The 23732-nt window shown below is 57.5% G+C and carries 17 protein-coding genes and 2 pseudogenes; 1 reads left to right on the top strand and 18 read right to left on the bottom strand.

Annotation, left to right across the window (positions count from 1 at the left end; genetic code table 11):
* From BMH52_RS19770 to BMH52_RS19710, 14 genes and pseudogenes are all read right to left on the bottom strand, one after another.
* A complete protein-coding gene (locus tag BMH52_RS19770) occupies positions 1-444 on the bottom strand; it encodes a type II toxin-antitoxin system RatA family toxin (RefSeq protein WP_019820107.1) in 444 nt (147 codons plus the stop codon).
* 15 nt (positions 445-459) lie between these two features.
* Complete coding sequence (locus tag BMH52_RS19765; RefSeq protein WP_073844791.1) at positions 460-1719, bottom strand: aspartate aminotransferase family protein; 1260 nt, start codon at positions 1717-1719, stop codon at positions 460-462.
* The gene (locus BMH52_RS19760) at positions 1716-2780 is read right to left on the bottom strand and encodes an SDR family oxidoreductase (RefSeq protein WP_073844838.1); all 1065 of its coding nucleotides are present in this window, start codon (positions 2778-2780) and stop codon (positions 1716-1718) included. The genes BMH52_RS19765 and BMH52_RS19760 overlap by 4 nt, the downstream gene beginning before the upstream one ends.
* A 182-nt stretch (positions 2781-2962) precedes the next feature.
* On the bottom strand, positions 2963-3691 hold the full coding sequence (locus BMH52_RS19755; RefSeq protein ID WP_019820103.1) for an AraC family transcriptional regulator: 729 nt from the start codon (positions 3689-3691) through the stop codon (positions 2963-2965).
* A gap of 703 nt (positions 3692-4394) precedes the next feature.
* The gene (locus BMH52_RS19750) at positions 4395-4976 is read right to left on the bottom strand and encodes a TetR/AcrR family transcriptional regulator (protein WP_073844789.1); all 582 of its coding nucleotides are present in this window, start codon (positions 4974-4976) and stop codon (positions 4395-4397) included.
* Positions 4973-6613, bottom strand: coding sequence for an AMP-binding protein (locus tag BMH52_RS19745; RefSeq protein WP_073844787.1), 1641 nt, complete (start codon positions 6611-6613; stop codon positions 4973-4975). The genes BMH52_RS19750 and BMH52_RS19745 overlap by 4 nt, the downstream gene beginning before the upstream one ends.
* A gap of 78 nt (positions 6614-6691) precedes the next feature.
* Positions 6692-6946: pseudogene (locus BMH52_RS30015) on the bottom strand (methyl-accepting chemotaxis protein); the annotation flags it as partial.
* 30 nt (positions 6947-6976) lie between these two features.
* Positions 6977-7639: pseudogene (locus tag BMH52_RS30010) on the bottom strand (PAS domain-containing protein); the annotation flags it as partial.
* 354 nt (positions 7640-7993) lie between these two features.
* A complete protein-coding gene (locus BMH52_RS19735; protein WP_073844783.1) occupies positions 7994-9238 on the bottom strand; it encodes a GTP-binding protein in 1245 nt (414 codons plus the stop codon).
* Entirely contained in the window at positions 9235-9891 is a 657-nt protein-coding gene (gene nthB, locus BMH52_RS19730; RefSeq protein WP_073844781.1) for a nitrile hydratase subunit beta, read from the bottom strand. Before nthB ends, BMH52_RS19735 begins: the two co-directional genes overlap by 4 nt.
* A gap of 41 nt (positions 9892-9932) precedes the next feature.
* Positions 9933-10526: a nitrile hydratase subunit alpha gene (gene nthA, locus BMH52_RS19725; RefSeq protein WP_020301476.1), complete on the bottom strand. Its 594-nt coding sequence runs from the start codon at positions 10524-10526 to the stop codon at positions 9933-9935.
* Between the two features lie 75 nt (positions 10527-10601).
* Entirely contained in the window at positions 10602-12116 is a 1515-nt protein-coding gene (locus tag BMH52_RS19720) for an amidase (RefSeq protein ID WP_073844779.1), read from the bottom strand.
* A gap of 169 nt (positions 12117-12285) precedes the next feature.
* Entirely contained in the window at positions 12286-13152 is an 867-nt protein-coding gene (locus tag BMH52_RS19715) for a transporter (protein ID WP_073844777.1), read from the bottom strand.
* Between the two features lie 82 nt (positions 13153-13234).
* Positions 13235-14293, bottom strand: a complete 1059-nt coding sequence (locus BMH52_RS19710; RefSeq protein WP_073844775.1) for a phenylacetaldoxime dehydratase family protein — start codon at positions 14291-14293, stop codon at positions 13235-13237.
* A 668-nt stretch (positions 14294-14961) separates the two neighbouring features.
* Here BMH52_RS19710 and BMH52_RS19705 point away from each other — a divergent pair.
* On the top strand, positions 14962-15897 hold the full coding sequence (locus BMH52_RS19705; protein WP_003191111.1) for a helix-turn-helix domain-containing protein: 936 nt from the start codon (positions 14962-14964) through the stop codon (positions 15895-15897).
* Between the two features lie 598 nt (positions 15898-16495).
* Here BMH52_RS19705 and BMH52_RS29420 read toward each other — a convergent pair.
* From BMH52_RS29420 to BMH52_RS19685, 4 genes are all read right to left on the bottom strand, one after another.
* On the bottom strand, positions 16496-16816 hold the full coding sequence (locus BMH52_RS29420; RefSeq protein WP_218190425.1) for a hypothetical protein: 321 nt from the start codon (positions 16814-16816) through the stop codon (positions 16496-16498).
* A gap of 466 nt (positions 16817-17282) precedes the next feature.
* Positions 17283-18284: a hypothetical protein gene (locus tag BMH52_RS19695; protein WP_073844773.1), complete on the bottom strand. Its 1002-nt coding sequence runs from the start codon at positions 18282-18284 to the stop codon at positions 17283-17285.
* Between the two features lie 1046 nt (positions 18285-19330).
* Positions 19331-19954: a hypothetical protein gene (locus BMH52_RS19690; RefSeq protein WP_073844771.1), complete on the bottom strand. Its 624-nt coding sequence runs from the start codon at positions 19952-19954 to the stop codon at positions 19331-19333.
* A 142-nt stretch (positions 19955-20096) separates the two neighbouring features.
* The gene (locus BMH52_RS19685; protein WP_073844769.1) at positions 20097-22760 is read right to left on the bottom strand and encodes an ATP-binding domain-containing protein; all 2664 of its coding nucleotides are present in this window, start codon (positions 22758-22760) and stop codon (positions 20097-20099) included.
* Positions 22761-23732: the final 972 nt, after the last annotated feature.

Here is a 23732-nt window from a genome sequence, read left to right as displayed (position 1 = left end):
TCAGGCCTTCAAGTAGCTCGCCGGAAACAGGCCGGTGATGATCGAGTGGATGTTGTCCCGGATAGCTTGTTTAGCCACAGGGTCGAGCATGTCCGCGAGCATCGGCAGGCCCAGGTCGAAGCGTGATTTAAAGGTGATGATCGCGTCTTTGCCATCCGGCAAGACGTGCCAGGTGCCGGAGAAGTGATCGACGTCGCCGGCCATCTGCTCGAAATGAATCTCTCGGGTGTCGGCATTGAAGGTGTCACGCTCCTGCCACTTGAGAATGCCGCTGTGGAAGTTGACCTCCCAGGACGTGAACGACACCTGGTCGCTGACCTTGTTGATGCTGATATTGCGCACCGATTCGCAGAGCTCGACGTAGTTGCTGAAATCGCTGATCACCGCAAATACTTCATCTGCGCAGGCATGGGGGATATGGGCCTGCACGTTGACTTCTTGCATGGGGGAAAACTCCATTTAAAGGGATGGCATCGAAGTGGTCAGCGCCTGGGCGAAGCCTTCGATCAGCCAGTTGCAATCCTGGGCCGTCAGCAGTGGCGACGGCGTGAGCCTTAGCACCCGATGATCATTGAGCGAGTGGCACACAATGATGCGTTGCTCGATCAGGGCCATGACCATGTTGGCGGCGATTGAGGCCTCGGCGAATTCAAAGCCCAGCAGCAAGCCCGCGCTGCGCAGTTGCACGCGTTCGGCCAAGCCCTGTTGCTGCAACAGCGCGCTGAAGCGGGCGTGCAGGTCCTGGCCGAGCAGGCGGGCACGCGTGACCAGGTCTTCTTGCACCATCACTTGCAACGTGGCCTGCACAGCCGCCATGGCCAGCGGGTTGGCGCCGAAGGTCGAGGTATGGACCGTAGGGTTGCGATTGAACGGCGCATAGATCTCGGCGCGGGCCACCATGGCGCTCACCGGTACGCAGCCGCCGGACAGGCTTTTACCCACCAGCATGATGTCGGGCACCACCTGTTCCTGATCGCAGCCCCACCAATAGCCGGTGCGGCCCAGGCCAGACTGGATTTCGTCGATAATCAGCACGGCGCCATATTGATCGCACAGTTCGCGCACGCGCCTGAGGTATCCGGATGGCGGCAGGATCACTCCCGCTTCGGCCTGGATCGGTTCGAGGATCACACAGGCCTTGTCCGGCGATGCGCGCAGTTGCTGCTCCAGCGCGACGCTGTCGCCAAACGGCACGAACTCGCTGTTGCTGAGCAACCCGCTGAAAGGCTCTCGGTAGCTCTCGCGGCCAGTGACCGCGAGGGCGCCGAGGGTCTTGCCGTGGAAGCCTCCGAGCGTCGACAGCGTGCGGCGGCAACCGTTGAGGCGGGCGAGTTTCAAGCCGGCTTCGGTGGCCTCGGCGCCCGAGTTGCAAAAGAACACATAGTCCAGGTCACCCGGGCACAGTGCGGCCAGAGCGTGGGCAGCAAAGGCCTGTTGCGGGTTGAGCAACAACTTGCTGGCCAAAGCGTTTTGCTGCAGTTGCCGAGTAACCGCTTCCACGACGACCGGGTGGCCGTGCCCGAGGAAAAACACGCCATAGCCGCCTGCATCCAGGTATTGGCGGCCTTGCTCGTCGTAGATGTAGACGCCACGGCTGGACTGCTCGATTGGCAGGTTCATCAGCGACGCGAGGCGTGCGTAGCCTGAGTTGACGTGCTGGCGCAGGTATTGGTCGACCTGTGCGGCGTCGAGAGTAGGTTCGATAACAGTGTGGTTCATGCCACGCTCGCTTCTGTGGGCGTTGTCACCGGCTGCTTGAGCATGCGCGTCAGAGCCCCCAGCTTGGGCGCCAGGTGGTTGAGCGAGAGCAGCAACTCACGGCTGACATCGCGTTGGCTGAATGCCGGCTCGCCGAGTAACTGCGGCAATGAAGTGGGCAGTGGCGTGCGCAGGCAGGCATAGCGGCACAACTGGGTGGCACGGGTCAGGGCGGCCTGGATATTGCCGCTCAGCGCCGGTAGAAATACCGGGCGGATCAACCGTTCATAAATGTCCGGCGCCATGCAGCGTGGCCGTGTGAAGGGTTGTTTCTGGGTGTCCATGGACTGGCACATCAGGTCCAGCAGACCCGTCAGATCCAGGGCCTGCGGGCCGCTGGTGAGAAAATAATCGTCGCCGATCAAACGCTGGTGCAGCGCGTTGGCGATCGCTCGCGCCGCGACGTCACGGGCGATCAGGTCGACATAGCCAGCAGGCGGGCAGGGCACGATGGGCAGCACGCCAGACATCATCAGCCCCATGGTCATATGGAAACCCTGGAAGTTGGGCATATGCCCGGTGCTGGCGTCGCCAATAATGATGGACGGACGAAAGATCGACACGTCGATGCCGGCCGAGCGCACCAGGGTTTCGGCCTGGCGCTTGGCGACTTCGTAAGGCGTTTCTGCTTGTACGCCTTCGTAATAGTCGCAGGGGTGAGTAAAGGCGGTGCTGATGTGATACAGCGGCACCTTGGCGTGCTGCACAAAGGCCACGACGTTTTCGGTGCCGAGGTAGTTCACCGAAAAAATCTGGTCGATATCACCGTCCAGGCGCGTCACCGCCGCGGCGTGGATCACCCAGTCGACACGCTCAACCAGCGCCGCATAAACGTCGCTGGCCAAGCCCAGGTCAGCGCTGCAAATATCACCCTTGAGCACTTCCACTCGGGGATCGCGGATACGGCTTTTGCGCGCCAGGCAGACCAAGTGAAAGTCCTCTGCCAGGCAGTCGATCAGTGACTCACCGAGCACCCCTGAGCCTCCAGTGAGAAGGACGGTTAATTTTTGCTGTGCTGACATGTAGGGCGCATCCTGCGGATTCATCGAAAGAATTCATGGTGCGTTTCGCCGAATCGCAGGCACAGGTGCCCCGGGCGAACACTCTTCTATTCACTTTCGGTGGCGCTGAGGTGCTCTGGGAGCCGGTGCTCAGCGCTTAACGTGGTCGCGAATAAGATGCGATTGATATTGGCGTTTTGATATCAGCGCGTCTTGAACGAAACGCTTGTCTTACGCAAAACCTCGGCGGCGGTGCGCGGCGTCATGCCAATCATGCGGCGCATCATGCGAGCCAGATGCGCCTGGTCGGAGAAGCCGCCGTCGGCAGCGGCGTCCGACAACGTCGACCCACCGGCGAGGGATTTGGAGGCGCGCTCCAATTTGTTCCAGATGATCCATTGGGAGAGGGAAACACCCATCTGGTGGGTGGCGACGCAGCGCAAGCGCGGGCTGGACAACCCCACCGCTTGGGCTGCGCGACTGACGCAACCAGGGCCGTCGCGGTCAAGGCGCAAAATATTCAGCGCTTTGTAGAGCCTGTGGTCGATCGGCGGGGTAATTGCCAGCAGCCGCGAGAGGGCGTCGACAAAGTGCGACAGGGACGTGCTACGGCGAAAACACTCCAGCAGTTCGTCACTGGCCAGGGCGATGCCATCGTCTTGCAGCAACGCATTGAGCGCACGGCCCAACGCCGTGTCCGGGCTGACATACAAAAATGCCACCGGATGACTTTCGGCCACGGCACGGTGTTCGACGTTGGGACCGATGATCACGCCTGCCGCACGGATCACTTTTCCCGGCAGCTCCAGGGTGGCGGGTTGGCCTACGCCGATGCACAGTTGGATGGCGACATGGGAGTGAGCAGTGTTTTGATCCGCACGGCCAATGTAACCGGCCCATGAGTCGCCAAAAGTAACGCTGCCATCCCACATTTGAAGTCTTCCTTGACGTGTTGGGTGATTGTTCGACGCGTGCAGGGTAGGCCTGCGCGGGTTTGGATTCAAGCGTGGAGCGGGTCGGACGCAAGACGTCGTCACTCAGAATACGGTTGTGGGCCTCGTCTGCCTTTTTGACTTGATGTCAGATAAATCCACTATATTGGGGCTAAGTCGGACTTTTTACTGATTAAGAACCGAATTCGGGGAGTTATCCGACTTAATAGGCGCTGAGGCTAATTCTATAATTTTGGGCGCTAACTGGCGCAAAAAGTGATAAGTACAGGTTATGTTGGATTTAAGCTTCAGCAAGCCGAGTGAAGTCGTCAAGCGCCTCTAGAGCGCTTGGTGCTGGACATGAACACAACTTCGGGATGACGCCGAACCTGTGACGAGGGAGCTTGCTCCCGCGACGGCCTGCCAGCCGACGCCTACCTACCTGACACCCTAACGATCCAACTGTGCGGGCTTGCCCGCGAAGGCGGCCTGGCAGTCAACACAGTTGGATTGTGTACATATCCATTGCTGCGGTAACGGCTATCAAAAGCAGATCAAGAGCAGATCAAGAGCGGCTCGCTTCGCATCGTGGTTACCGTTGAGTGCTACAGAGCTGTGTAGATACCTATGTCTTTATATGCCCACACTGAAGGCGAACAAAACGTCTTGAGTCGGTTTGTAGTTCAGAGCCGGGTGTAGTCACTCATGGTAGGGAATTTATGGCTTTTATGACCGCATCGGCGATGGTCTTTGTAATAAGCCGACGCTGACGGTGATCAATCGTCGGGCTCAGCCATGTGGGCAGGCTGTTCAGCACGGGCAGAATCGCCGTGAGCGCGCCCTCGCGCAACGGCCCGCCGGGCTGATGGCCCAACTGGCCGACCACCTTCATGAGTTCCGACTCGTAGGCTAGCCTCAATCGCTCAACGCTCGCCCGCATCGGCGCGCCCAGGCAAGTGGCGTCCATGACCGCTAACTTGAAGTGCCCGGTCATCTGTTCGTGTATTTGAAAATGGCCTTCGATGAGTTTTGCCAGGCGTTGCGCGGGCGTCAGCCTTCGGGTGTTGATCCGGTCGACGTGCGACAACAGCGCCTGATACAGCTCTGTCAGCCACTCAAACAGCATGGCTTCCTTGCTCTCTACATGGTGATAAATCGCGCCCGGGCTGATGCCAACATGCGCCGCCAATTCGCGCATGCTGACCTGGCTGAAACTACGCTCCTTGAACAGCTCCAGGGCTCTGCGCTGGAACTCCGAGCGGCTGAGCGCGGGAGCCGTCCTCATGTGTCGAGTGCCTGCTGCTTGGCAATTTCCTGGTTGCGCAGGATGAACCGTTGCAACTTGCCACTGGGGGTCTTGGGCAGGTGTTCGACGAACTCGATTTCCCGTGGATATGCATGCGCAGCCAGGCGCTGTCGGACATGCAGGCGCAAGACTTCCGCCAACTCGACACTGGGCAGGTACTCACGGTTGAGCACGACAAACGCTTTGATCAGCTCGGTACGTTGCGGGTCGGGCTTGCCGATCACCGCGGTTTCGACCACCGCCGGGTGTTCGATAAGCGCGCTCTCCACATCGAAAGGCCCCACGCGGTAGCCGGACGTGGTGATCACGTCGTCGTTACGGCCGACAAAGCTGATACTGCCGTCCTCATTGAGCTCCACGATATCGCCGCTCAAGTAGTAACGGCCCACAAACGCCTTGGTGGGCATGTGAAGGTAGCCATTGAACCAGCACAGGGGCGAGCGCTCACGATCCACCGCCAGGACGCCCGGCTGGCCTGTCGGTAATTCCCGTTGCGCATCGTCCAGCACGACAATCCGGTACCCCGGCACCGCATAACCGGCAGAACCCTCACGTACCTGATGGCGTAACCCATGGTGATTGCAGAGCACCATGCCGATTTCGGTTTGGCCGTAATGGTCGTGAATGACCACGCCGAGCTGTTCGGCGAACCAACGGATGACTTGCGGGTTGAGCGGTTCGCCGGCGCTGCTGACGATACGCAGTTGGCCACGCACGGCGTCGGCGAACTCGGCCCCGGCATCAATTAGCAGGCGAAAGGCCGTAGGCGAGCCGGCCAGGTTGCTGATCCCATACTTGGCGATAATCCGGCTGGTGCTTTGCACGGTGAAAGGGCCGTCATGGAACAGCGTGGCCCGGCCGCATGCCAGTGGCCCGGTCACGGCGTAATACAAGCCATAGGCCCAGCCGGGGTCGGCGAGGTTCCAGAAACGGTCGTCTTCGCGCAGGTCGATTGAATCGCGCATATAACTTTTGAAGGCCAGGATGGCGCTCAAAGGCACCTCCAGCGGCTTGGCCGGCCCTGTGGTGCCCGAGGTGCACATCAGCAGGAACGGCGCACCGGCGTCCAGCAGTTCAGGTGTGCAGTCGGGTTGTTGATGCTCCAGCACCTCCCAAAACGCGTAGTCGCTGGGACGCTGTGGGGTGGCGTCGGTCACGATGACGTTGGGGCAGTCGAGGAGCTCGTCCAGCTTGGGATGGTTGTGGGTGTCGGTCACGATCCAGCGCGCCTTGGAGCAGTCCAGTCGCTGTTCGATGGCCTTGGGACCGAATGCGGTAAAGAGCGGTTGGTAGACCGCCCCGATGCGCCAGGTTCCCAGGATGGCGATCACCAGTTCAACCGTGCGTGGCATCAGGCCGGCGACCCGATCTCCCGGCTGCACGCCATGGGCTCGTAGAAAGTTGCCGAAGCGCGCCGCGTGCGCCTGCAGTTCGCTGAAGGTGTACTGCGTGGCGCGGCCATCGCGCGTTTCGCAATACAACGCCACTCCATTGCCATGGGCGTGCCGGTCGCAGCATTCAATGCAGGCATTCAAGGCGCCGGGTTCGCCGTGCAAGTCCTGGGCAGCCAGCTGTAGATAATCGAAGGATGAGACTGCTGAGTCGTAATCGCGCATAACGTACCTGATTATTATTGTTGGAGTATGTGCTGTGCCCACGCAGGCTGCGCGGGCGCCTGGGTGTCGTTAGTGATCCATCATCTGGGCCGCTTGCTGGGTCGCGTGGCTGGTCCGCGTGGCCAGTTTGCGCACTTCATCGGCGACCACGGCAAACCCGCGACCGGCTTCGCCAGCTCGCGCCGCTTCAATGGCGGCATTCAATGCCAGCAGGTTGGTCTGGCTGGCAATGCCCTGGATCGTGGCGACAATCTGCGTCAGCTTGGTGAGGGTTTCCTGCATCACCCGGTGTTGTTGCGCCTGCGCCTCGCGCATCGCACTTTCTTCATGGTGGGCATGGATATCGGTGATGGCACCCACCACCCGTTGCGGCGCGCCGTCCGGTGCGCGACGGGTTTGCCCCCGGCCGCGAAACCAGCGGTAAGTGCCATGGGTGTGTTTGAGTCGATACTCCACATCGAATGGGGTCTTGCCGCTGCGGTCGTCTACATGGGCGACGAACGCGCCGATGGCCCGTGCGCTATCGTCGGGATGCAAGCGCGAGGTCCAGCTTTCCAGGGTGTTGGGGAACTCCTCCACCGTGTTGCACCCCAGCAGCCGGCGCATCTGCGAAGACCACCAAATGGTATTGTTCGGGTTCGCCGGGTCGCCGGCCACCACCTCGATATCCCAGAGCCCGTCGTGCAGCATTTCTCGGGAAATGTCGAAACGTGTGGCTGCCAGTTCGAGCGCCTCGTGGTGCAGGTACTGTTCATGAATGTCACGCACGGTTCCCCCCATGGCAAGCGCTGTGCCCTGCGTATCGCGTCGGGCGGCGCCGCTGATCCGGCACCAGCGATAGTCATTGCCGAGTGCCGACTTCATCCGCACGTCGAGCGCAAAGGCCGTACGCCCGCTGCGATCGGCAAGGTGCCGGGCGAGCGCCGTCCGATGCGCTGGCTGGTCATCCGGGTGCAGTTGTTCGCTCCAGCCGCCAAACTGGTCAATCGCCTGGGCCAGGTTCGACGCAGACCCCGTCCACGTCATCGCAGCACCCGGTGCGGGGGCGGCGGCGCCCTCCAGTTCCAGCTCCCAGAACCGTTCACCTGCACCCAGTGTGATCAGGGCCCAGCGCGCCTCCCACTGCCGTACCAGCTGGTCACGGCGGGCCAGGCGCTCTTCGAGTTGGCGGGTGTTCAGCGTCTGTGCGCGGGCCTGCTCCTTGAGGGTTCGCCGTTCTTGCAGCAGTTGCTCGACGCTTGCCAGGATGCGGCGCAACAACGGGTGGTTTGACGACAGTGGTGTGCCTGGTTGGTCAGGCTGCTCCAGTCGGTCGGCGAGCGGCGCCAATACGCGGCGGGTGGTTCGGCTGAAAAAGAGCATGGGGCACCTCTACCTCGGTCAAATGGGGTCAGCCTGCAAGGACGGCGTCGGCGCCGATAAGGCCTGCGAGTCAAAGGTTGTCGCCCCCGGCAGGGCCTGCCAGGCCGAGGGGCCGGCGGCGATTTCCTGTGTACTCAGCAGGCAATTGTCGAGTGCGCGCTGCAGCGCTTGGGTGTCCAGGCCCTGGCCGATAAAGACCAGCTCCTGCCGGCAATCGCCGACAATGCTGTCCCACTTGGCCATGATGCTCTGCAACCGATATTCATCCTGCGGCCATTGCGACTGCTCGTTGAAGTTCCACCAGTGCCCGACGTAGTCCCACTGGAACTGCCTGCCGCTTTGCACCAACAGGCCGGTTTCCAAGTGCCTGCTGGCGAGCCAGAAGTAACCTTTGCTGCGCAACAGGCGCCCGTTGTGCCAGGGCTGCTGGAGAAAATCGAGTAATCGCTGTGGGTGAAACGGGGCTCGCTCGCGGTACACCCAGGAGGTCACGCCATAGGTGTCCGATTCAGAGGCCGGCGCGTCGTCGGCCTGCATTTTTTTCATCCAGCCGGGCGAGGCCGCAAGGCTGGGCAAATCAAACAGGTGGGTACCGAGGATGGCGGATAACTCCACGTTACCCTGAGCCATCGGGATGATCCGCGCGCTTGGGTTAAGGCCGGCGAGGATCGCGTGCACGGCCTGGTAGCCGGGCTCGTCGATCAGGTCCAGTTTGTTGACGAGAATGACGTTGGCGTATTCCACTTGCTCGATCAGCAGGTCGGTCAGATGGCGCATGGGTGCGTCGTCGCGGGCCACAATGCCCGGCGATTCGAGCAATGCTTCAAAGCGACTGCCATCGACCACCGTCACCAAGGTGTCGAGCCGCGCCAGTTCGCTGAGGCTGAAACCCTGCGCGTCGAGGAAGGCGAACGTCTCGGCTACCGGCATCGGCTCGGAAATGCCCGTGGACTCAATCAGCAAGTAGTCGAAACGTTGCTGGCGCGCCAGTGCGCTGATCTGCTCGAGCAAATCGGCGCGCAGCGTGCAGCAGATGCAGCCATTGCTCATCTCGATCAACTCATCGCGACCCCGGTGCAGCGCCACGTCGCGCTGCACCTGCTCGGCATCGATGTTGACCTCACTCATATCATTGACGATGACCGCCACGCGCAGGCCGTCGCGATTGCGCAGGATATGGTTGAGCAGGGTGGTTTTGCCGGCGCCGAGGAAGCCGGAAAGCACCGTCACCGGCAGTCGGCCTGTCAGGGCGCCGCCCATCATGCGTTCACCGTGCTATCGGCGTGGTCCAGGTAGCTTTCGAACAGGTCGACCACCACGAAACCCTCATCTGCTGCGTCGCCCCAGAGATCTTTCACGCGAAACTCGACGTGGTAGGTCGGCTGATGCGCCGCGCTCAGATCACCGTGGCCGATCGCGTCAGGGAAGGGCCACTTTTGCGCGGTGCGATGCACAACCACGCCTTCTTTGCCGCGCACGTAGGCCGGCATGCGGGTATGCCCGGCCACATACTCGTTGCGCACCACCACCCGGTCGCCCACCTCAAAGGGCGCGCGGCCGCTGATCGCTGGGCGCCCGCTGGCATGCGCGGGGTTCGCCAGCTTGAAGTGCGACCCCAGGGCCTGATCGAGTTCCGCCTGGGTGATCACACCGGTTTCGACCAGCAGGGTGGCGGTTGCGATGACATAGCGTTCGTAGTATTGGGTGCCGACATGTTGGCGCACATCCAGGCGCTCCACGGCGTGGCGCACTTCGTCCACGCTGAACTTTTTCAAGTGTTCGGCGCCGACAAACATCAGGCTGTAGGCCAGGTGCTCCCAGTCCTGCTTGAACACGGGTTGGTAGCTCAGGCTGTTGATGGTGTGAGGGACTTTGCCAAAGCCTTGAAACCCACCGAGATCGTGAAAGCCATCCATTGTGAATACCTCTGAAAAATGCAAAAAACAAAGGGCACCGGTTACGCCACGTAAGGCAGCGCCACGCCGATAAGGACATCCTTGGTGATCAGTTTTCGCAGAGCCTCTTCATCCATCGATTCGCTGCCCTTGGGCCGTACAGGCAGCACCAGATAGCGGGTTTCGGCGCTGGTGTCCCAGACCTTGACGATGACGTCGGCCGGTAGCTCGGTGCCCAGCTCCCGCAGTACGGTGCGCCCTTCGCGCACCAGTCGGGCGCGGAACTCGAAGCCCTTGTACCACTCCGGCGGCAAGCCCAGCACAGGCCAATTGGTGCAGGAGCACAGGCTGCACACAATCACGTTTTTCACGCTGGGCGTGTCTGGCAGCGCAACAATGTATTCACCCTGGGGGCCGGTATAGCCAAATTGGGCACACGCCGCGGTGCCGTCTTTGAGCAGCAGTTCGCGAAACTGTGGGTCTACCCAGGCCTTGGCCACCACTCGAGCCCCGTTCTCCGGGCTCCATTGGTGCGCCATCAGCTGTGTCATGTGTTCGATGTAACCGTCGGGGATCAGATCCTTCTGTTTGAGCACCTGCAGTAGTGCTTGCGCGCGTTCGCCCGGTGTTGATGTGCTTGCTTCGTGTGCGCTCATTAGTTGACTCCTCATCGTTGAGCTTCTGGGCAGCGCCTGGCGGCTTGTTCTTTTTGCGCTGCGCGGGATTACCGGCTAACAGTTTTTCCAGTCAACCGACGCCTCGAACGCTGCGGCGGCCTGGTAAATCGTGCCTTCGGCATAGTGCTTGCCGACTAGCATCAGCCCGACAGGTAAACCGTCTACCAGGCCGCAGGGAATCGACATGGCCGGATGGCCGGTGATGTCCTGGGCGGAGGCATTGCCGATCATTTCCAGTGCACGGGCCACGTACTCGGTAACCGAGCAACCCGGCTGCGGGTGGGGCTGGGCGATGATCGGGACGGTGGGCATCACCAGCAGGTCATAGCGCGCCAACGCGGCGTCATACCCGGCGCGCGCCACGCGCCTGAGGTTTTGTGCCTTGGCGTAGAACCGCCCGTTGTAGCGCTCCAGACCGTATTGCCCGACGAACATGCACAGCTTGAGAGAGGCGGACAGCTCATTGGCCTGATCGCGCCATCCGGCTTGCTGATCCAGCAAGCCGACGTCATACAGCCCTTGCCAGTTAAAGCCGGCCCCATTGCCGTGCATCATCTGCATCATCAAGCCTTCGCAGCCAATGGGGTGCCACAGCGAACCGGCAATGCTGTGTTCAGGCACCGACACCTCCTCGACCTGCGCGCCCAGCCGCGCAAACGCTGCAATGGCTTGGCGTACGCACGAGGCCACACGTGGGTCCTGGTTGGCCAGTTCAAATCCTTCGCGCAGGATGCCGATCCTCAGCCCGCTGACACCGCGCTCCAGGTAATCGCTGTAAGCGTCGACCTGCGGCGCGGCTTGTCGCGGATCGAGCCCATCGGCGCCGGCCATGACCTCCAGCATCAAGGCGTTGTCGCGCACGTTTGCGGTAATGGGGCCGGCGTGATCGATAGTCGCCTCGATGGCCATGATGCCGGTGTAGGGCACCAGGCCGTGGGTCGGCTTCATGCCGTAAGTGCCGCAGAAGGCGGAAGGGATGCGGATTGAGCCGCCCTGGTCACCGCCGACGGCCAGGTCGACCTCGCCGGCGGCAACCAGCGCTGCGCTGCCGGAAGACGAGCCACCCGAGGCAAACCCCTGGCGATAGGGGTTGTGCACCGGTGCAGGATCGGAGGTGTGGCTGCCGCCGGACAGGCAGTAGTGTTCGCACGTTGCCTTGCCCAGAATGGTCGCGCCGGCATCCAGCAAGCGAGTGACCACGGTGGCATCGAAGGCGGGAACGAAGCCTTCAAGCGGCTTGGCACCATTCATCATGGGCACGCCAGCCAGTGAAATATTGTCCTTGAGGGCGACCGTTTTACCTGCCAGCTTGCCTTCGCGTGCACCGTTGACTTCGGTGCGGAAGTACCAGGCGTTGAGCGGGTTGTGTGCGGCTGAGGGGCGGTAGCCCGAGCTGCGTTCATAACGCACCGGCGGGATGAAGTCCGGCAGCTCGTCAACCAGGTCATAGGCATCGAAGCTTGCCTGCATAAGTGCCAGGTATTCATCGGCTTGCTGCGCACTGAGTTGCATGTGCAGGCTGCTCGAAATAGCCAATAGCTGTTCAAGGGTGGGGCGAGCGATTGCCATGGTTGGCTGTCCTTATCGTAAATGGCCGAAGAGCACTGCATGCTCACTGTCAGCGGGCCTGGGGCTCAAGATAGTCCGCGCAGCCAGCCGGTGGCTTGGTTGAGAAAGACATCGACTTGGCTGAGCCGGACACCCTGGCGCCAGGGGCGCGCGGTCGCAGTTTCCGGCGTTAAAAAATGTGCGCGTAACGCAGGTTCATGCGGAAGTCTTCGCGGGTGCCGTTGTCCACCGAGAGGTCTTTGCCCAATTGCAGTTGCACCTGGTCGGTGGGGGTGACGAATTTGGTGGCGGTGAGGCGCAAGTTGGTGGTGCCCAACTCGTTGTCTTGATTGACATGCTCGATGTTCGTCTCGCCTCCCCAGGTACGCCCCAAGCCAATAGCAAAGGTGGTGGTGGCGTCCGGCATGTAACGCCCCATGATCTGCGCGGCGTAGGACACGTCCTGCTTCAGGCGGTCGGCATTGGCACCGTAATCGGTGTTGTCGCCATACCAGGTCGCGCCGCCGACCAGGTCCATCGCCCATTTTTCTGTGAAGTGCTTGACGTAGGCACTCTGCAGTTCGAATTTCCAGCGATTCTCCCCGAGGTTGAGCGCATCGTCCTTGTCATACGTGCCCGAAGGCACATACACATAGGGGGCGATACTGAGGGTGTCGCGGGCTTCGTTGAACCGCCATTTCACCGGCGCGGTGAGGATCAAGTCGCCCACGCCGCGAGTACTGCCCAGTGCTGAGGCGTCACCTACGCCGGAGACGTGCCCGAAAGGCAAAAGAAATTGCGGGTCGATGGTGACCGTGTCGCTGAGTGCATACACATGGAGCAGACGCAGGATGCCCACGTCGGAGGTCACCCTGAAGTCAGAGCTGGCCTTGTGGCCGTTGGCGTAAGCCGAGTCCGTAGTGGCGTGCTGGTAATAAATCGCCCCGATAGTGGCACCGACCGGATATTGCTCGTAGTCGCCAGGCGCGACTTCACCCGCGTTCGCGTGGAGGGCGGGCAACAGGGTGGAGAGGGTCAGCAGGCGGATCTTATTCATCGTTTATTCCTCGCACAGGGGACCGGGCCACCCGTGAAGGGTGGCAAGGCGGTAGAAACTGGGGGTTAAACGCCGAGGGCGCTCAGGCTGTGGGCGGCAGGGCGTCGCGCAACATCCCGGTTTGCGCGTGACAGTTGATGTACTCGAAGACCTGGCTCTTGGCGTCGGACACGGACACCTCGTGGTACAGCCTCAACTTCTTCAAGCCCGCGGCCACGCGAAAGAACGTCACGAAAATACGCAGGTGGGTCGGGTGGGATTCGGCCCAGCGTTCGAGTTTCTCCACTGAGCGCCAGTGACCGATGTTGTAGCTCAGGTCGAGAACGTTGCCGTCCAGGTCGATATTGCGCACGAACCTGTTGCTGTAGCAGCCCAACGGCTGGCCGTTGTCACGCAGGAAGTCCATGCCGTCCTGCAACGTCGGTAAAATTTCGTCGAGGTAGAGCGAGCGTTCCTCTGCCTCGGCATCCGCCCAGTCCTGGCCGGAACGAATCAGTGTGAGGTTGTCGTGCCCCAGCACCACCACGCGTCCGCCCTTGGCGGGGTCGCCCGCGACCACTTGCAGCTCGCTCGTGGGCTTCATCCAGTCGGTCTGGGAGATAGGGAAGCGGTCGCGCATCGAGCCCCAGTAGCCGTGCTCTTCGATCTCGCCACTGGTGGCATCCATAACTGCGCCGACCCCGGGCAGGTTCTCCTGAAAGGCGTACAACGTCTCGAACTGCTCGGCACGCGGCGCGGTGATTTCGCGGAAGTAACCCAGGCCTTCGACCAGGCGATCCGGCGAGCTCCACCAGTCATTCACCTGGGGTGAACGCAACCAGCGGCAATGGGCGACAGGGTCTTTCCAGTAGCCGACCACAATCAGATTATCAAAGCCGCTGCTGTCGGTGTGCTGAGTCAAATCGTAGTTCTGCGGGCCGTCGGGGTGGCTGAAACTGCCGACGATGTGACGCATCGCCTGCAATGCAGCCTCGCGCTGGGCATCGCCTTGAAATTGCACGCCCAGATAAGCCATCACCACTTGTTGCAGCTGCTCGTCAGCGCGCGCCACCCACATCGGGAACGGCGGTTGATACTCCTCGGGCACGCGGCGGGACAGGGTGCGTGGGCATTTGAGATGTGTGTCGATTGCAGATTCCATCTTGAGCTCCTCGTTATTTTGGTTCAGGCCTACGGGTGGGCGTCAGCGCGTCGGCGGCAGGGGGCGCTTGGCGACCTGCCGTCGATGCAGCAGCTGCATGGTTCCCCATTCAATCAACCAATAAGCCGACTCCTCAGGCGCGAGGTCGCGCCGTTGCAGAAGCCAGGAGGAATCAGCCAATCGGGGTGAAGAGTGTCGATGCATGGCGTGCCTCATCAGCGGGGTATGAGCTGCTGTGAGGTGGAAATTAGGCCGGCAGAGGAGGGAGTGCTTTGTTCGGTGAGACAACCGCTTGGTTGGCAAGGACAGGCCGGCTACGGAGGTTTACCTGTGGTCTGCGTTGGTGCACATGGGCTGATGATGTGATGTGCTGTGCCCTTAAACGGGCCACGACTGCGGTGCGACGCGGGCCAACTGTGGGAGCTGGCTTGCCTGCGATGGCGGCCGGACAGGCGGCGAGGGGGGACAAGACCGAATACATATCCATTTCTGCGGTAACGGCCACCTAGGGTTCCGTTTTGAGCGGCTCGCTTCGCATCGTAGTTACCGGGGGTAACCTAAGCCGGCCTGCCGACTGCATTTGGCGTGTTAATTGCTTTGATGGCTGACAATCGGCCGCTCGTTACAACTTCTCGCGCGCCTATTGCATCGTTGTCGAGGTCAGCGTCATGAACCCGAACACTCAGTATTCGACCCTTGCCGTCCCTGCAACACGTCGGTTTGATTATTGGAAAGAAGTGGTCTGTCGCCATTGCCTGGCGGCCGATAGCAAACCCTTGTCCCAGAGCCGCTTTGATGGCTCGCTCACCCTCAATACAGTCGGCGCGCTGGACATTTGTACGCTGTCTTCGCCGCTGCATTACTGGGAGCGTTCCGAACAGCACCTGCGCAGCGGCCCGGCAGAAGATTTATGGTTGGGTTTCGCTCGAAAGGGCCATGGGCAAATCGAACAAGGCTCAAGAAAAGCTAACCTGGCAACGGGCAATTTGTTTCTTTATGACGCAACACAGGCGTTTCGCTTCAGCCTGGGTGGTACCGAAAACCACTTGATCCGTATTCCCAGAGCGTTGCTCACCGAGCGCCTGCCGCGTATTGCCGAGTACACCGCGATGGTCCTCGACGACCGGCGCCCAGGTGTCGTGCCCTTGCGCGAAATGCTGCACCAGGCCGCGAGCACGCCTGCGTCGCTGCAGGATGAGCGCATCTCCAATCGTTACTCAAGTGCTGTGCTTGATCTGCTTGTCATCAGCCTGGAACTGCAGGACCTGAAAACCAGCCATCAGGAAATGGACCTCTACGGCCGCATCATGCAGTACATCCAACGCCACTTGACCGAGCCGGACCTGTCGATTGAAGCCATCGCCAAAGCCCACAACGTGTCCACCCGCACCGTTACACGGGCCTTCGCCCGCTACCAGAAAACCCCCGTTGCAGAGATCTGGAAAGAGCGCCTGAACGCCAGCCGAGAAGCAATCGAGCGTGGCCAGGTACGCAGTGTGTCTGAGGCGGCACTGGACTTTGGGTTTTCTGATTTCTCGCATTTCAGCCATGCGTTTCGCAAGGCGTTTGGCGTGGCGCCGAATACGCTTTTGCGCCGGGATTGAGATTGGCGGGGGTATTAAATGGCTTTTGCCGGGTAGCGAGCCTCTGAAAAGCCAGGAATGATCAGCCTTCCCGGCGACGCCTAGAGGATATCCGGATCCCCGTAGAACATTTTGACTTGGCCCTAGCTCAGTATTTTCAGGTCGGAAAAAACTAAAATATGCCCCCAGTTTTGCTCCTAGGAGCGCGGGTTATGCGGGCGATCGAGATTGGCGATCTGTGAGGCGGAGCAGGGTGGTCGTCGATGGCTTTTTGTATACGTCAGCTCGGCTTGCTGGATGATTGGTCGCATAGGGCAAGGCACTAAGAGCCTGGTAGGACACCAAATCACATTCGGTGTCCGGTGTGTCATAGCTCAACGACAGATATTACGGCTAGCTGCTTACGCTGCTAGCCGTAATATCAGTGTTGGGAGAAGTCTATTGATAAAAGAGCGTGCCTGCACTCGCCCCTATAGTTGAAGACTAGGCGTGCGCCGCAACGAATGCTAGCGTCCGCCTCGTAGATCTAGGCAGTCTAGCTCCTCAAGAGTTTGGACAACGACCTCGACAAGTTCCCCGTCAAAGTCATCGCGGTCTGCCTCCTCAGGAGTGTCTTTGTTCAGGTAGGTCCAGATAAGATTACTGACTGGAATACTGGAATACCGCAAAATGCGGCCATACGCAGCAAGAAGTGGCTCTCTGTTCGCATGGTCGAAGGTGTGGGCTCTCCCAATTTCTTGACCAACGCTTCGCATAGATTTCTTAATACAGGCTTGGCACCGACGCCAGCCAACATGAAATTCAACACGCCTTGGTCATGACTTCCAAGCCACCGCCAAGCTTTATCGCTCAGCATCTCCAAGGCTTGGCGAGAGGCAGCGAGCGTATCCCGGTCGTTGAGCGCTTCTCTTGCTGCCCTGGCCTTGGCGATGTAGTTCACACTCGGTACGTTGCCGGTAACTCGAGGTTGATAGTTGCCATCGTGATGTCGGAGCAGGTAGACCTGCCATGCATTTCTGCAATGGGCAGGAAGGTGTTGTTGGATGTCTTTGATGAACTCGTTGCTATGACAGGTGACGATTAGTTGGATTTGAGCGAAGTGGTCGCCCTCAAAGATCGCTTCTCGGATTCCGTCTCGATGGTCATGGCCGATGGTATTGATTGCGTCGTCGAAACGATAACTGGGCAGCCGATGCTCTTCGCTTTGGTCATCAAAATGGCAAGGCCGGGACAGCGTATATGCCCCTCGCTCAGAGCGTGAAGCGCATCGACGGGGATCTCAGGGTTTCCTCGAAAGCTGATTTCGATTTTTTCTTCGCTAGTCAAAGGCAGATGCAGCGCTGATAGCTTGCCCTCGTCGCGATCACTGCGATTGAACGCGTAATTCGGTATGAGGTGGTGTCATGCTATTCCGCCGGAACATCTGCTTCGTCGGATTTGCGGAATATCCTCTTTTTCAAGTCATATAGCAAAATAAAAATTGCGTTGATCTGAGGGCGTATGCCCGCTGCAGCTTTTGCGAGTTTTAACGACAGTGCGAATATTATAATGTAAGGCCAGTAATAGAGCTGAAATCTGTAGAAGGCAATATCGACTTTTGATTTGGCCGCCCTAAGCTCTATATTTTGCCTATCGATTATCTTCAGAGTACTTTCACTTTTTTCCTTCCATTCGTTTACGGCTTTCAGTTGATCCATATCTGCCGCCATGCATGGTAATAAGCCTTGCAGCATTGAGCTTGCGTTTCTGATTTGCGCTTCACGGGTTTCCTTAATAAATTGGCCTACGTTCGAGCGGGAATATACAGCCTTGTCTAGCATCTGAAGATCTTCGAGGCTGGCTTGCTCAAGCTCCTGTTGAGCTTTTGGTATAGCACCGTATGCGCCGATTCCCAATTTCTTCTGCGAGATCTCCCTAAAGCCCTTGATCAAATAGTTAGTGGTGCTACTCAGCAACTCGCCTTCTTTTTCAAATTCAAGTAGCAGATTTTGCGCTGCGTTGCAGGTGCTGATAATTCTTTTTTCAATAGCCTCTTTTCTGTGAGGGGCTATTTCATTGATAAATTTCTCAATCGGTGGATTAATTGTTCTGGCTGCCTCGCACTCAGGTGAGTAAAAACTACCGCAACTTTTATTCATTATTGAAGAGAATGTCAAAAGCTCCAAGGATGTCCTGTATAGATCTTCGCTAACATTATAGCTCATGGCGGGCTGATTTTTAGCGAGCTCACTATACCGCAATTCTACTTCTGTCTTCTGTTCATTGATTTCTATGACTTGACGCTCGCCAGCATTGTTCTGAAATAAGACCCAGACGCTGACTGCAACCAATGGATAGTATAAGCAGTCCACCCAAAGCCAAGAGCTAGGTTTGTGGAACCGGAGGCCAATACATGCTGCTAGCAACATTACAGAACATGCAAATACTGATAGTGGAAACAATTTTTTACTCGGCTTACAGAGGCTTATGGTGCAGGCATTATGCCATGATTTGCAGGGTTTGGAATATGTCGCGAACGGTTTATATCCCGATTTTAGAGGGTGCGAGATGAAATGAGACGTCGGAGTATACCGGGTGAACATTAGTTTTCAGATCTTGTTTTCAGTGTGACAAGAGTAGGTGTCGATTAATTAACCAAAAGGACATATAGTTAACTGTTGCTATGCGCCGGCAGGATAAATAATTACCAAAAAGTTTAAGCTGGAAACGTTGGCGGTACTATTGGGTGTTGGAGTGACATCAAAAGTCTAGACTTTGTCAGTTAAAGGCTATAAGGGTCCCCGCAACATTTGACTAGGCTCTAGTTCGATAGTTTTAGCCTGAAATAAACGAATTGCGCACCGGTTTTTCCCCCATCAATATAGGGGGCGCGAGCGTTCGTGAATAGCGATTTCCTACGGGCTCCAATGTGACAGTGGCTCGAATAGGTGCGGCTCGGTAGGCTGGATGAGCTATTAGTATTTGGTAAGTCCTAGGTTGTTCGGAAGAGGACATGAGTAATGAGTCGATATCCTTAAACGGAGTCGTCGATTCTGTTTCTTCAACAGATATCCTTACATTGATACGCGAGATACTCGTGCTCTGCGTGATTTTGCCAGTGGGCATCGATCCTTGTCTCCATCGACAGCTGGAGCGTAATGCCGGGTGCTTGGTCACGGAAAACGCCTAACAAGCGATTGTCCAGTATTGAAGTGGTACTCAAACTTTCTGGTCTTGGGTCTCGATAGGCTGGTTGGACCCAGAGCCTCCCTCTTCAATTGGCCGACAAGTGGGTTGCCAACGAGGGCACTCTGGTTGAGATGCAGAGGGAGAGCCTTACCTGAATTTACAATTGTTCGTGACAAAGACGAATTTTAGCATTTAAATGTCGTGTCGAGATTGTTGGGTATAAGCGCAACGAATCATGCTTTGCCGTGCTTGGCTAATTGCTTGATTCCTAGTGCTAGTCAAATATTTATCTTGTGGTTTCCATAGAGCTTGCAGTCGTGATCTCGTCTAGCTCAATTAGTCTGTTATTCGGGACGGTTAGCTCGGTAACTGACGTCCATTTTTCATTTTCTACCAGTTTGGCGAGTGCGAATAATTTATCCTTGAACCCGACGAAAATTCTTCGTGCTTCTTCGTAAACCTCTATGAACAGATTTCGCTGGGTTTGGTCTGCTTCTATTTTTATTGCAGTTGGTTCGGTTCGAATGCCGGTGAGTATTATCATTAGCTCGTCAATCCTTCCTTTGTCAGTAAGGCCGGAAGTGTCAATGACACCGTTCTCATAAACGTCATTGATGTTCTCTGTTTTAAAATTGGGGGTATTTTTCACATACCATTCAATCTCAGCGATCACTCCAGCGCATAGCACCATAATTCTATTCGTCAGATATTCTTCAACTGCTTGTGCTGAAACTAGCTTATTAGAAGGTTTTGGAAATACAGTTGCAGCACCTGCGGCCTTTCCGCGGTAGGTGTCAACGCAAACGCCTCCGATCTTGAATCCTACCTCTCGGGCCATCAGCCAGTGTCCTAGCTCATGATGAATGACTCGCCTCACGTCTTGTTGCTCGCTCAGCTTTGGCAGTGCCATAAACAGTCCTTAATTCATCGAATGTCGTATTACAGTCAGGATTCTTCGACTGTGAGGGCTTTGAGATCGTGTACCTTTGGGGGCATATAATTGCTCCGCCGGATCAAATCTCCTTTGACTCGGCGAAAGCATTTGCCAGGCGCTACCAGCGCTGGGCGAGGGCAGGGCGAAGGTTCGACAAGGCAGATGGCAGCTCCTGATGACAGACCATACCGAGGTATGTCGCTGCCCGGGTGGCACCTACATACAGGAATCGCTCGAACAGAGTAGGTTTTGCTTCGACGAGCTCATCCAGCCCTATGAAGAACACGGCTTCGAATTCTAGCCCCTTGATGTGCTGGACATCAAACACCCGGATATCGGACTGGCTACCCAAAGACTGGCCATCGACACAAGGAACCGCGAGCAGACTCCTGCTCCCTAGTTTTTTGGTGAGCGCTTCGGCAACGGGTTTCACGTGCGCCTCGGATGCGACCAGGACGGCAATCGTAGGAACCGGCTCATTTTTGGAGCGGATCTGATCTTCGATCTCAAAGATCCTCTCGGCGATCCAGGTGACGACATCTTCACCCTGGAGGTTTTCCCCTAGCACCGGCGGTACGCCTTCGTGAGAGGAATGCTCCGGCAGGCTGCCTACTGCTTCAGTGTCTCCATCCATGTGTTCGAGCAGTTTGATGGCAAAGCTGTTCAATAGGCGACTCTGCCGATATACCGTGTTGATTCGCTGAGGCTTGAGGCGAGGGGAAATCCACCCAAGCTGATCGAGGTGTTTGAGGCCAACCCCTGTGATCCGTTGGTTGAAATCTCCGCAGGCGAAGAACGATTCAATAGCAGGGTCAGTCAGGCTCTCCATGCAAGCAAGCTGGAGGAGCGAGAAGTCCGTGGCTTCGTCTACTAGGACTTGCTGCAGGAATTGGCTCGAGATCCTGGCAAGCTCGGTGAAGCGAGGTTCGTCTATATGCCGCTTCACGAAATCTTGGCGGATGAGGTCGCGAGCGGATCGAAGCATGAGAAGGAGAATTGCGTCGAGTTCAGTCTCATCAATGTGAGAAGCGTGCTCTGGTCGCTGATAGCTATACCTATCAAGCGTCACGCTGTCGCGACGGAATGCTCTGTAGCTTGCAGGGACGTCAAGTACGTAGCGTCTCCATGCATTCCTGAAGCGCCTTAGTGCGTTTTGGAAGCACATCTCTCGCCCAAGCGTTTTAAGCCATTCATCGGAGGGGACTCGATCCCCAAGCCAGTCTCGTATTTGAGCTGCACGGCTTGCCTTACCTAGATTGCCATTGCGATAGCGAGTACGCGCATAGGTCTGGAGAAACGTTTGGTAAGCCGCGAATGCTTTGAGCTCTGCTGTGTGCGTGGGCGTGCCTGTTCCTTCCTCTCCGTTATCATCATCAAACTCGGTACCATCTTCGTCTTCATCATCGTTTTGACCGAGGACTTCGAGAAAGGTGGCCATCTCCCCGAAGACAGCATTGTTCCGGTTATGGAGGAGGTTACCTTGCTGTTGTATCAGCTTATCTGAGGTTGCACGACTGGCTTTGAGCATAGGGTCAATCCGCGCCTCGAGATTGTTCCACTCGGCATAGGCGCTCTGCAGTCCTTCCGGCTGAAGTCCATCGACCGTGGCAAACAGCTTGTGCACAACTGCGTCTACTAGGTTAGGAGCCGAATCCCTCAGCAGAATTGCTCCTTCCTTCAGGGAGGAGAGGAGGCGGCTTTGGTGTAGTGACTTGAAATCGGCGAACCACTGGCGCGGATCATCGTTGATGTCCATCGGGGCGAATTGGTGATCCTCCTTGAGAATGCATGTGCCACCGTTGCCCGTCTTGAGGATGCCAAATGTCGACCTTGCCAGCTCATGTCGGCGCTTGCTCCAGGTCTTGATGTGCTCGTCAGAAGCCGGGACATTCTCACGGTTGAAGGCCTCTTTGACGTAATGCTTTAAGAGGTCTGAAGGCGTGAACATCATCCAGCGCGAGCGCTTAGACTGAGGGCCCAGCAGGAGGCGTTCGTCCTGGCTAAGGGCTTCCCAATCCAGCTTCTGGCCGAGGCGTTTGATCAAGGTGGTTGTCTTGCCTGTCCCGGGAGGGCCCAGGATGATCAGTTGGTGGTCTACTGAGAGGCGAAAGATTTCGTCCTGGAATTTGTCGAGAATCGCTTGGTCTCGAAGGGCCATAGCATTTCGGATTTCGTGACGCACACCTTCCCGGATCTTCTCGGTTTCAGACTTGCCGCCAAGCATGGCGAAGAAGGCATTGCTGTCATCCGGCTGGATAACTTTACGAAGAGAAGGAATCGTCTGAGGTGCTAAACGTTCTTGTCGCCAAATGCTGTCGATTGAGTCCCAGAGCTCAGCACTCTTCTGAGGCTTCAGATCGAGTTTGTCCAAGACCCGATAGCTGACTTTTTTACCCGCGATTTCTAGATCAACGTCCTCACCAGCGCCATGAGCAGCCAAGCGACCGAACGGTGAGCGGTAGCCTGCTAGCTTGCCGTGATTAAGAACAAATCCTCCAGTCGTACGACAGATGTAGTAGGTCTCCACTTGGCCTTTGTCATTCTCAACTACTATACGTGAGACAGCTGGCTCTCGAACGAGGCTAGCAAGCGATTTGGTCACGTCGTCAGAGATGGATGCAATCTGCTCGACGGCCGCCGCGCCAGTGAAGGTATTAACGACTGCCAAGGCATCAAAGGCCTCGCGACTTCCAGTGGCGAGCTGCTTTGAAGCAATTTGTTCGATTTGGTGGAACGAATCTAATGCGTCGTTGGCAATTTCCAAGGCATCACTGGAACTCATTGAAGCTCTCCCTGTTTCGAATGGGCGTGACCTGAGCGGCAAGGCATGCGAGTGAGCAGCTTCCTATGCTCAAGATAACGATGTCTGTCGGTTAACTCATATCCTAAATCGTCGCGGCATTGGTTGCTAGCATATTGCCATGAATGGATGCATCCATGCAGTGAGAGTCATCCAATGAAGTGGTGGCAACTCTGCTGAGGTTGACTGCTTGGTATCATCGGTCGATGTGCTGTTGGAATGCGTGATGGTTGTGAAGCGGGGTAGCGGGACTCTGAGCTCCCGAGCAGCATCTTTTTGCCTTTACAGTATGCGGCGCTAGTGGCTCGACCAGGTCTCTAAGTTGGTATTGTTATGCGTCATCGTCATTGACGAGCACGCCGGCGAGAGATCGGTTCATTTTCGATCAGGCGGACAGAGCTCAACATAATCACAACGAGCCTTTCGAGGCCCGGAGTGCCGCAGAAAGCTGAATAACCAGCTTCTTGGCGTCCGTTGTCACGGGGCAGGCCATGGCTACTCCTACTGTTTCTTTCCAACGACCACTGTGGTTGTCGTTCCTGGACGGATTTTCAGGATTTCAGAGGCGCCAGAAGAACGCTTCAAATCTATAAACTGAAGTGATTTGATAGCGCTGGACAGCGGTTTGGGAGCAGCAGCGTTTAACTTTTTCGAGAAGGGGCGGATGGACCTCAGACGGGGGGGCCTTTTCGAACCATCCAAAACATGCCCTCAGATATGCCCCCAATGTAGCGATCCTCTGGAATTGGATGGATCTCCATGCCTATGAAAAGCCAGGAATGATCAAATGATCAGCCTTCCTGACGACGCCTAGAGACTATCCGGATCCCCAAAAAACATTTTGACAAGGCTCTAGGACGGTATTTTCAGGCGGAAAAAATTCAAATGTGCCCCCAATTTTGCCCCCAGTGCATCAGGTTCGCGAGTGGTGATTTCCGGCAGAGCCAGATGGAT

Source organism: Pseudomonas sp. BTN1 (assembly GCF_001907715.1).
Classification (GTDB): Bacteria; Pseudomonadota; Gammaproteobacteria; order Pseudomonadales; family Pseudomonadaceae; genus Aquipseudomonas; species Aquipseudomonas paracarnis.
This window is presented reverse-complemented; position numbering and strand designations above follow the sequence as displayed.

Coding starts and splice junctions, on each gene's coding strand:
- BMH52_RS19770 (WP_019820107.1), bottom strand. CDS start 444: ATGCAAGAAGTCAACGTGCAGGCCCATATCCCCCATGCCTGCGCAGAT.
- BMH52_RS19765 (WP_073844791.1), bottom strand. CDS start 1,719: ATGAACCACACTGTTATCGAACCTACTCTCGACGCCGCACAGGTCGAC.
- BMH52_RS19760 (WP_073844838.1), bottom strand. CDS start 2,780: ATGTCAGCACAGCAAAAATTAACCGTCCTTCTCACTGGAGGCTCAGGG.
- BMH52_RS19755 (WP_019820103.1), bottom strand. CDS start 3,691: ATGTGGGATGGCAGCGTTACTTTTGGCGACTCATGGGCCGGTTACATT.
- BMH52_RS19750 (WP_073844789.1), bottom strand. CDS start 4,976: ATGAGGACGGCTCCCGCGCTCAGCCGCTCGGAGTTCCAGCGCAGAGCC.
- BMH52_RS19745 (WP_073844787.1), bottom strand. CDS start 6,613: ATGCGCGATTACGACTCAGCAGTCTCATCCTTCGATTATCTACAGCTG.
- BMH52_RS19735 (WP_073844783.1), bottom strand. CDS start 9,238: ATGATGGGCGGCGCCCTGACAGGCCGACTGCCGGTGACGGTGCTTTCC.
- nthB (WP_073844781.1), bottom strand. CDS start 9,891: ATGGATGGCTTTCACGATCTCGGTGGGTTTCAAGGCTTTGGCAAAGTC.
- nthA (WP_020301476.1), bottom strand. CDS start 10,526: ATGAGCGCACACGAAGCAAGCACATCAACACCGGGCGAACGCGCGCAA.
- BMH52_RS19720 (WP_073844779.1), bottom strand. CDS start 12,116: ATGGCAATCGCTCGCCCCACCCTTGAACAGCTATTGGCTATTTCGAGC.
- BMH52_RS19715 (WP_073844777.1), bottom strand. CDS start 13,152: ATGAATAAGATCCGCCTGCTGACCCTCTCCACCCTGTTGCCCGCCCTC.
- BMH52_RS19710 (WP_073844775.1), bottom strand. CDS start 14,293: ATGGAATCTGCAATCGACACACATCTCAAATGCCCACGCACCCTGTCC.
- BMH52_RS19705 (WP_003191111.1), top strand. CDS start 14,962: ATGAACCCGAACACTCAGTATTCGACCCTTGCCGTCCCTGCAACACGT.
- BMH52_RS19695 (WP_073844773.1), bottom strand. CDS start 18,284: ATGTTGCTAGCAGCATGTATTGGCCTCCGGTTCCACAAACCTAGCTCT.
- BMH52_RS19690 (WP_073844771.1), bottom strand. CDS start 19,954: ATGGCACTGCCAAAGCTGAGCGAGCAACAAGACGTGAGGCGAGTCATT.
- BMH52_RS19685 (WP_073844769.1), bottom strand. CDS start 22,760: ATGAGTTCCAGTGATGCCTTGGAAATTGCCAACGACGCATTAGATTCG.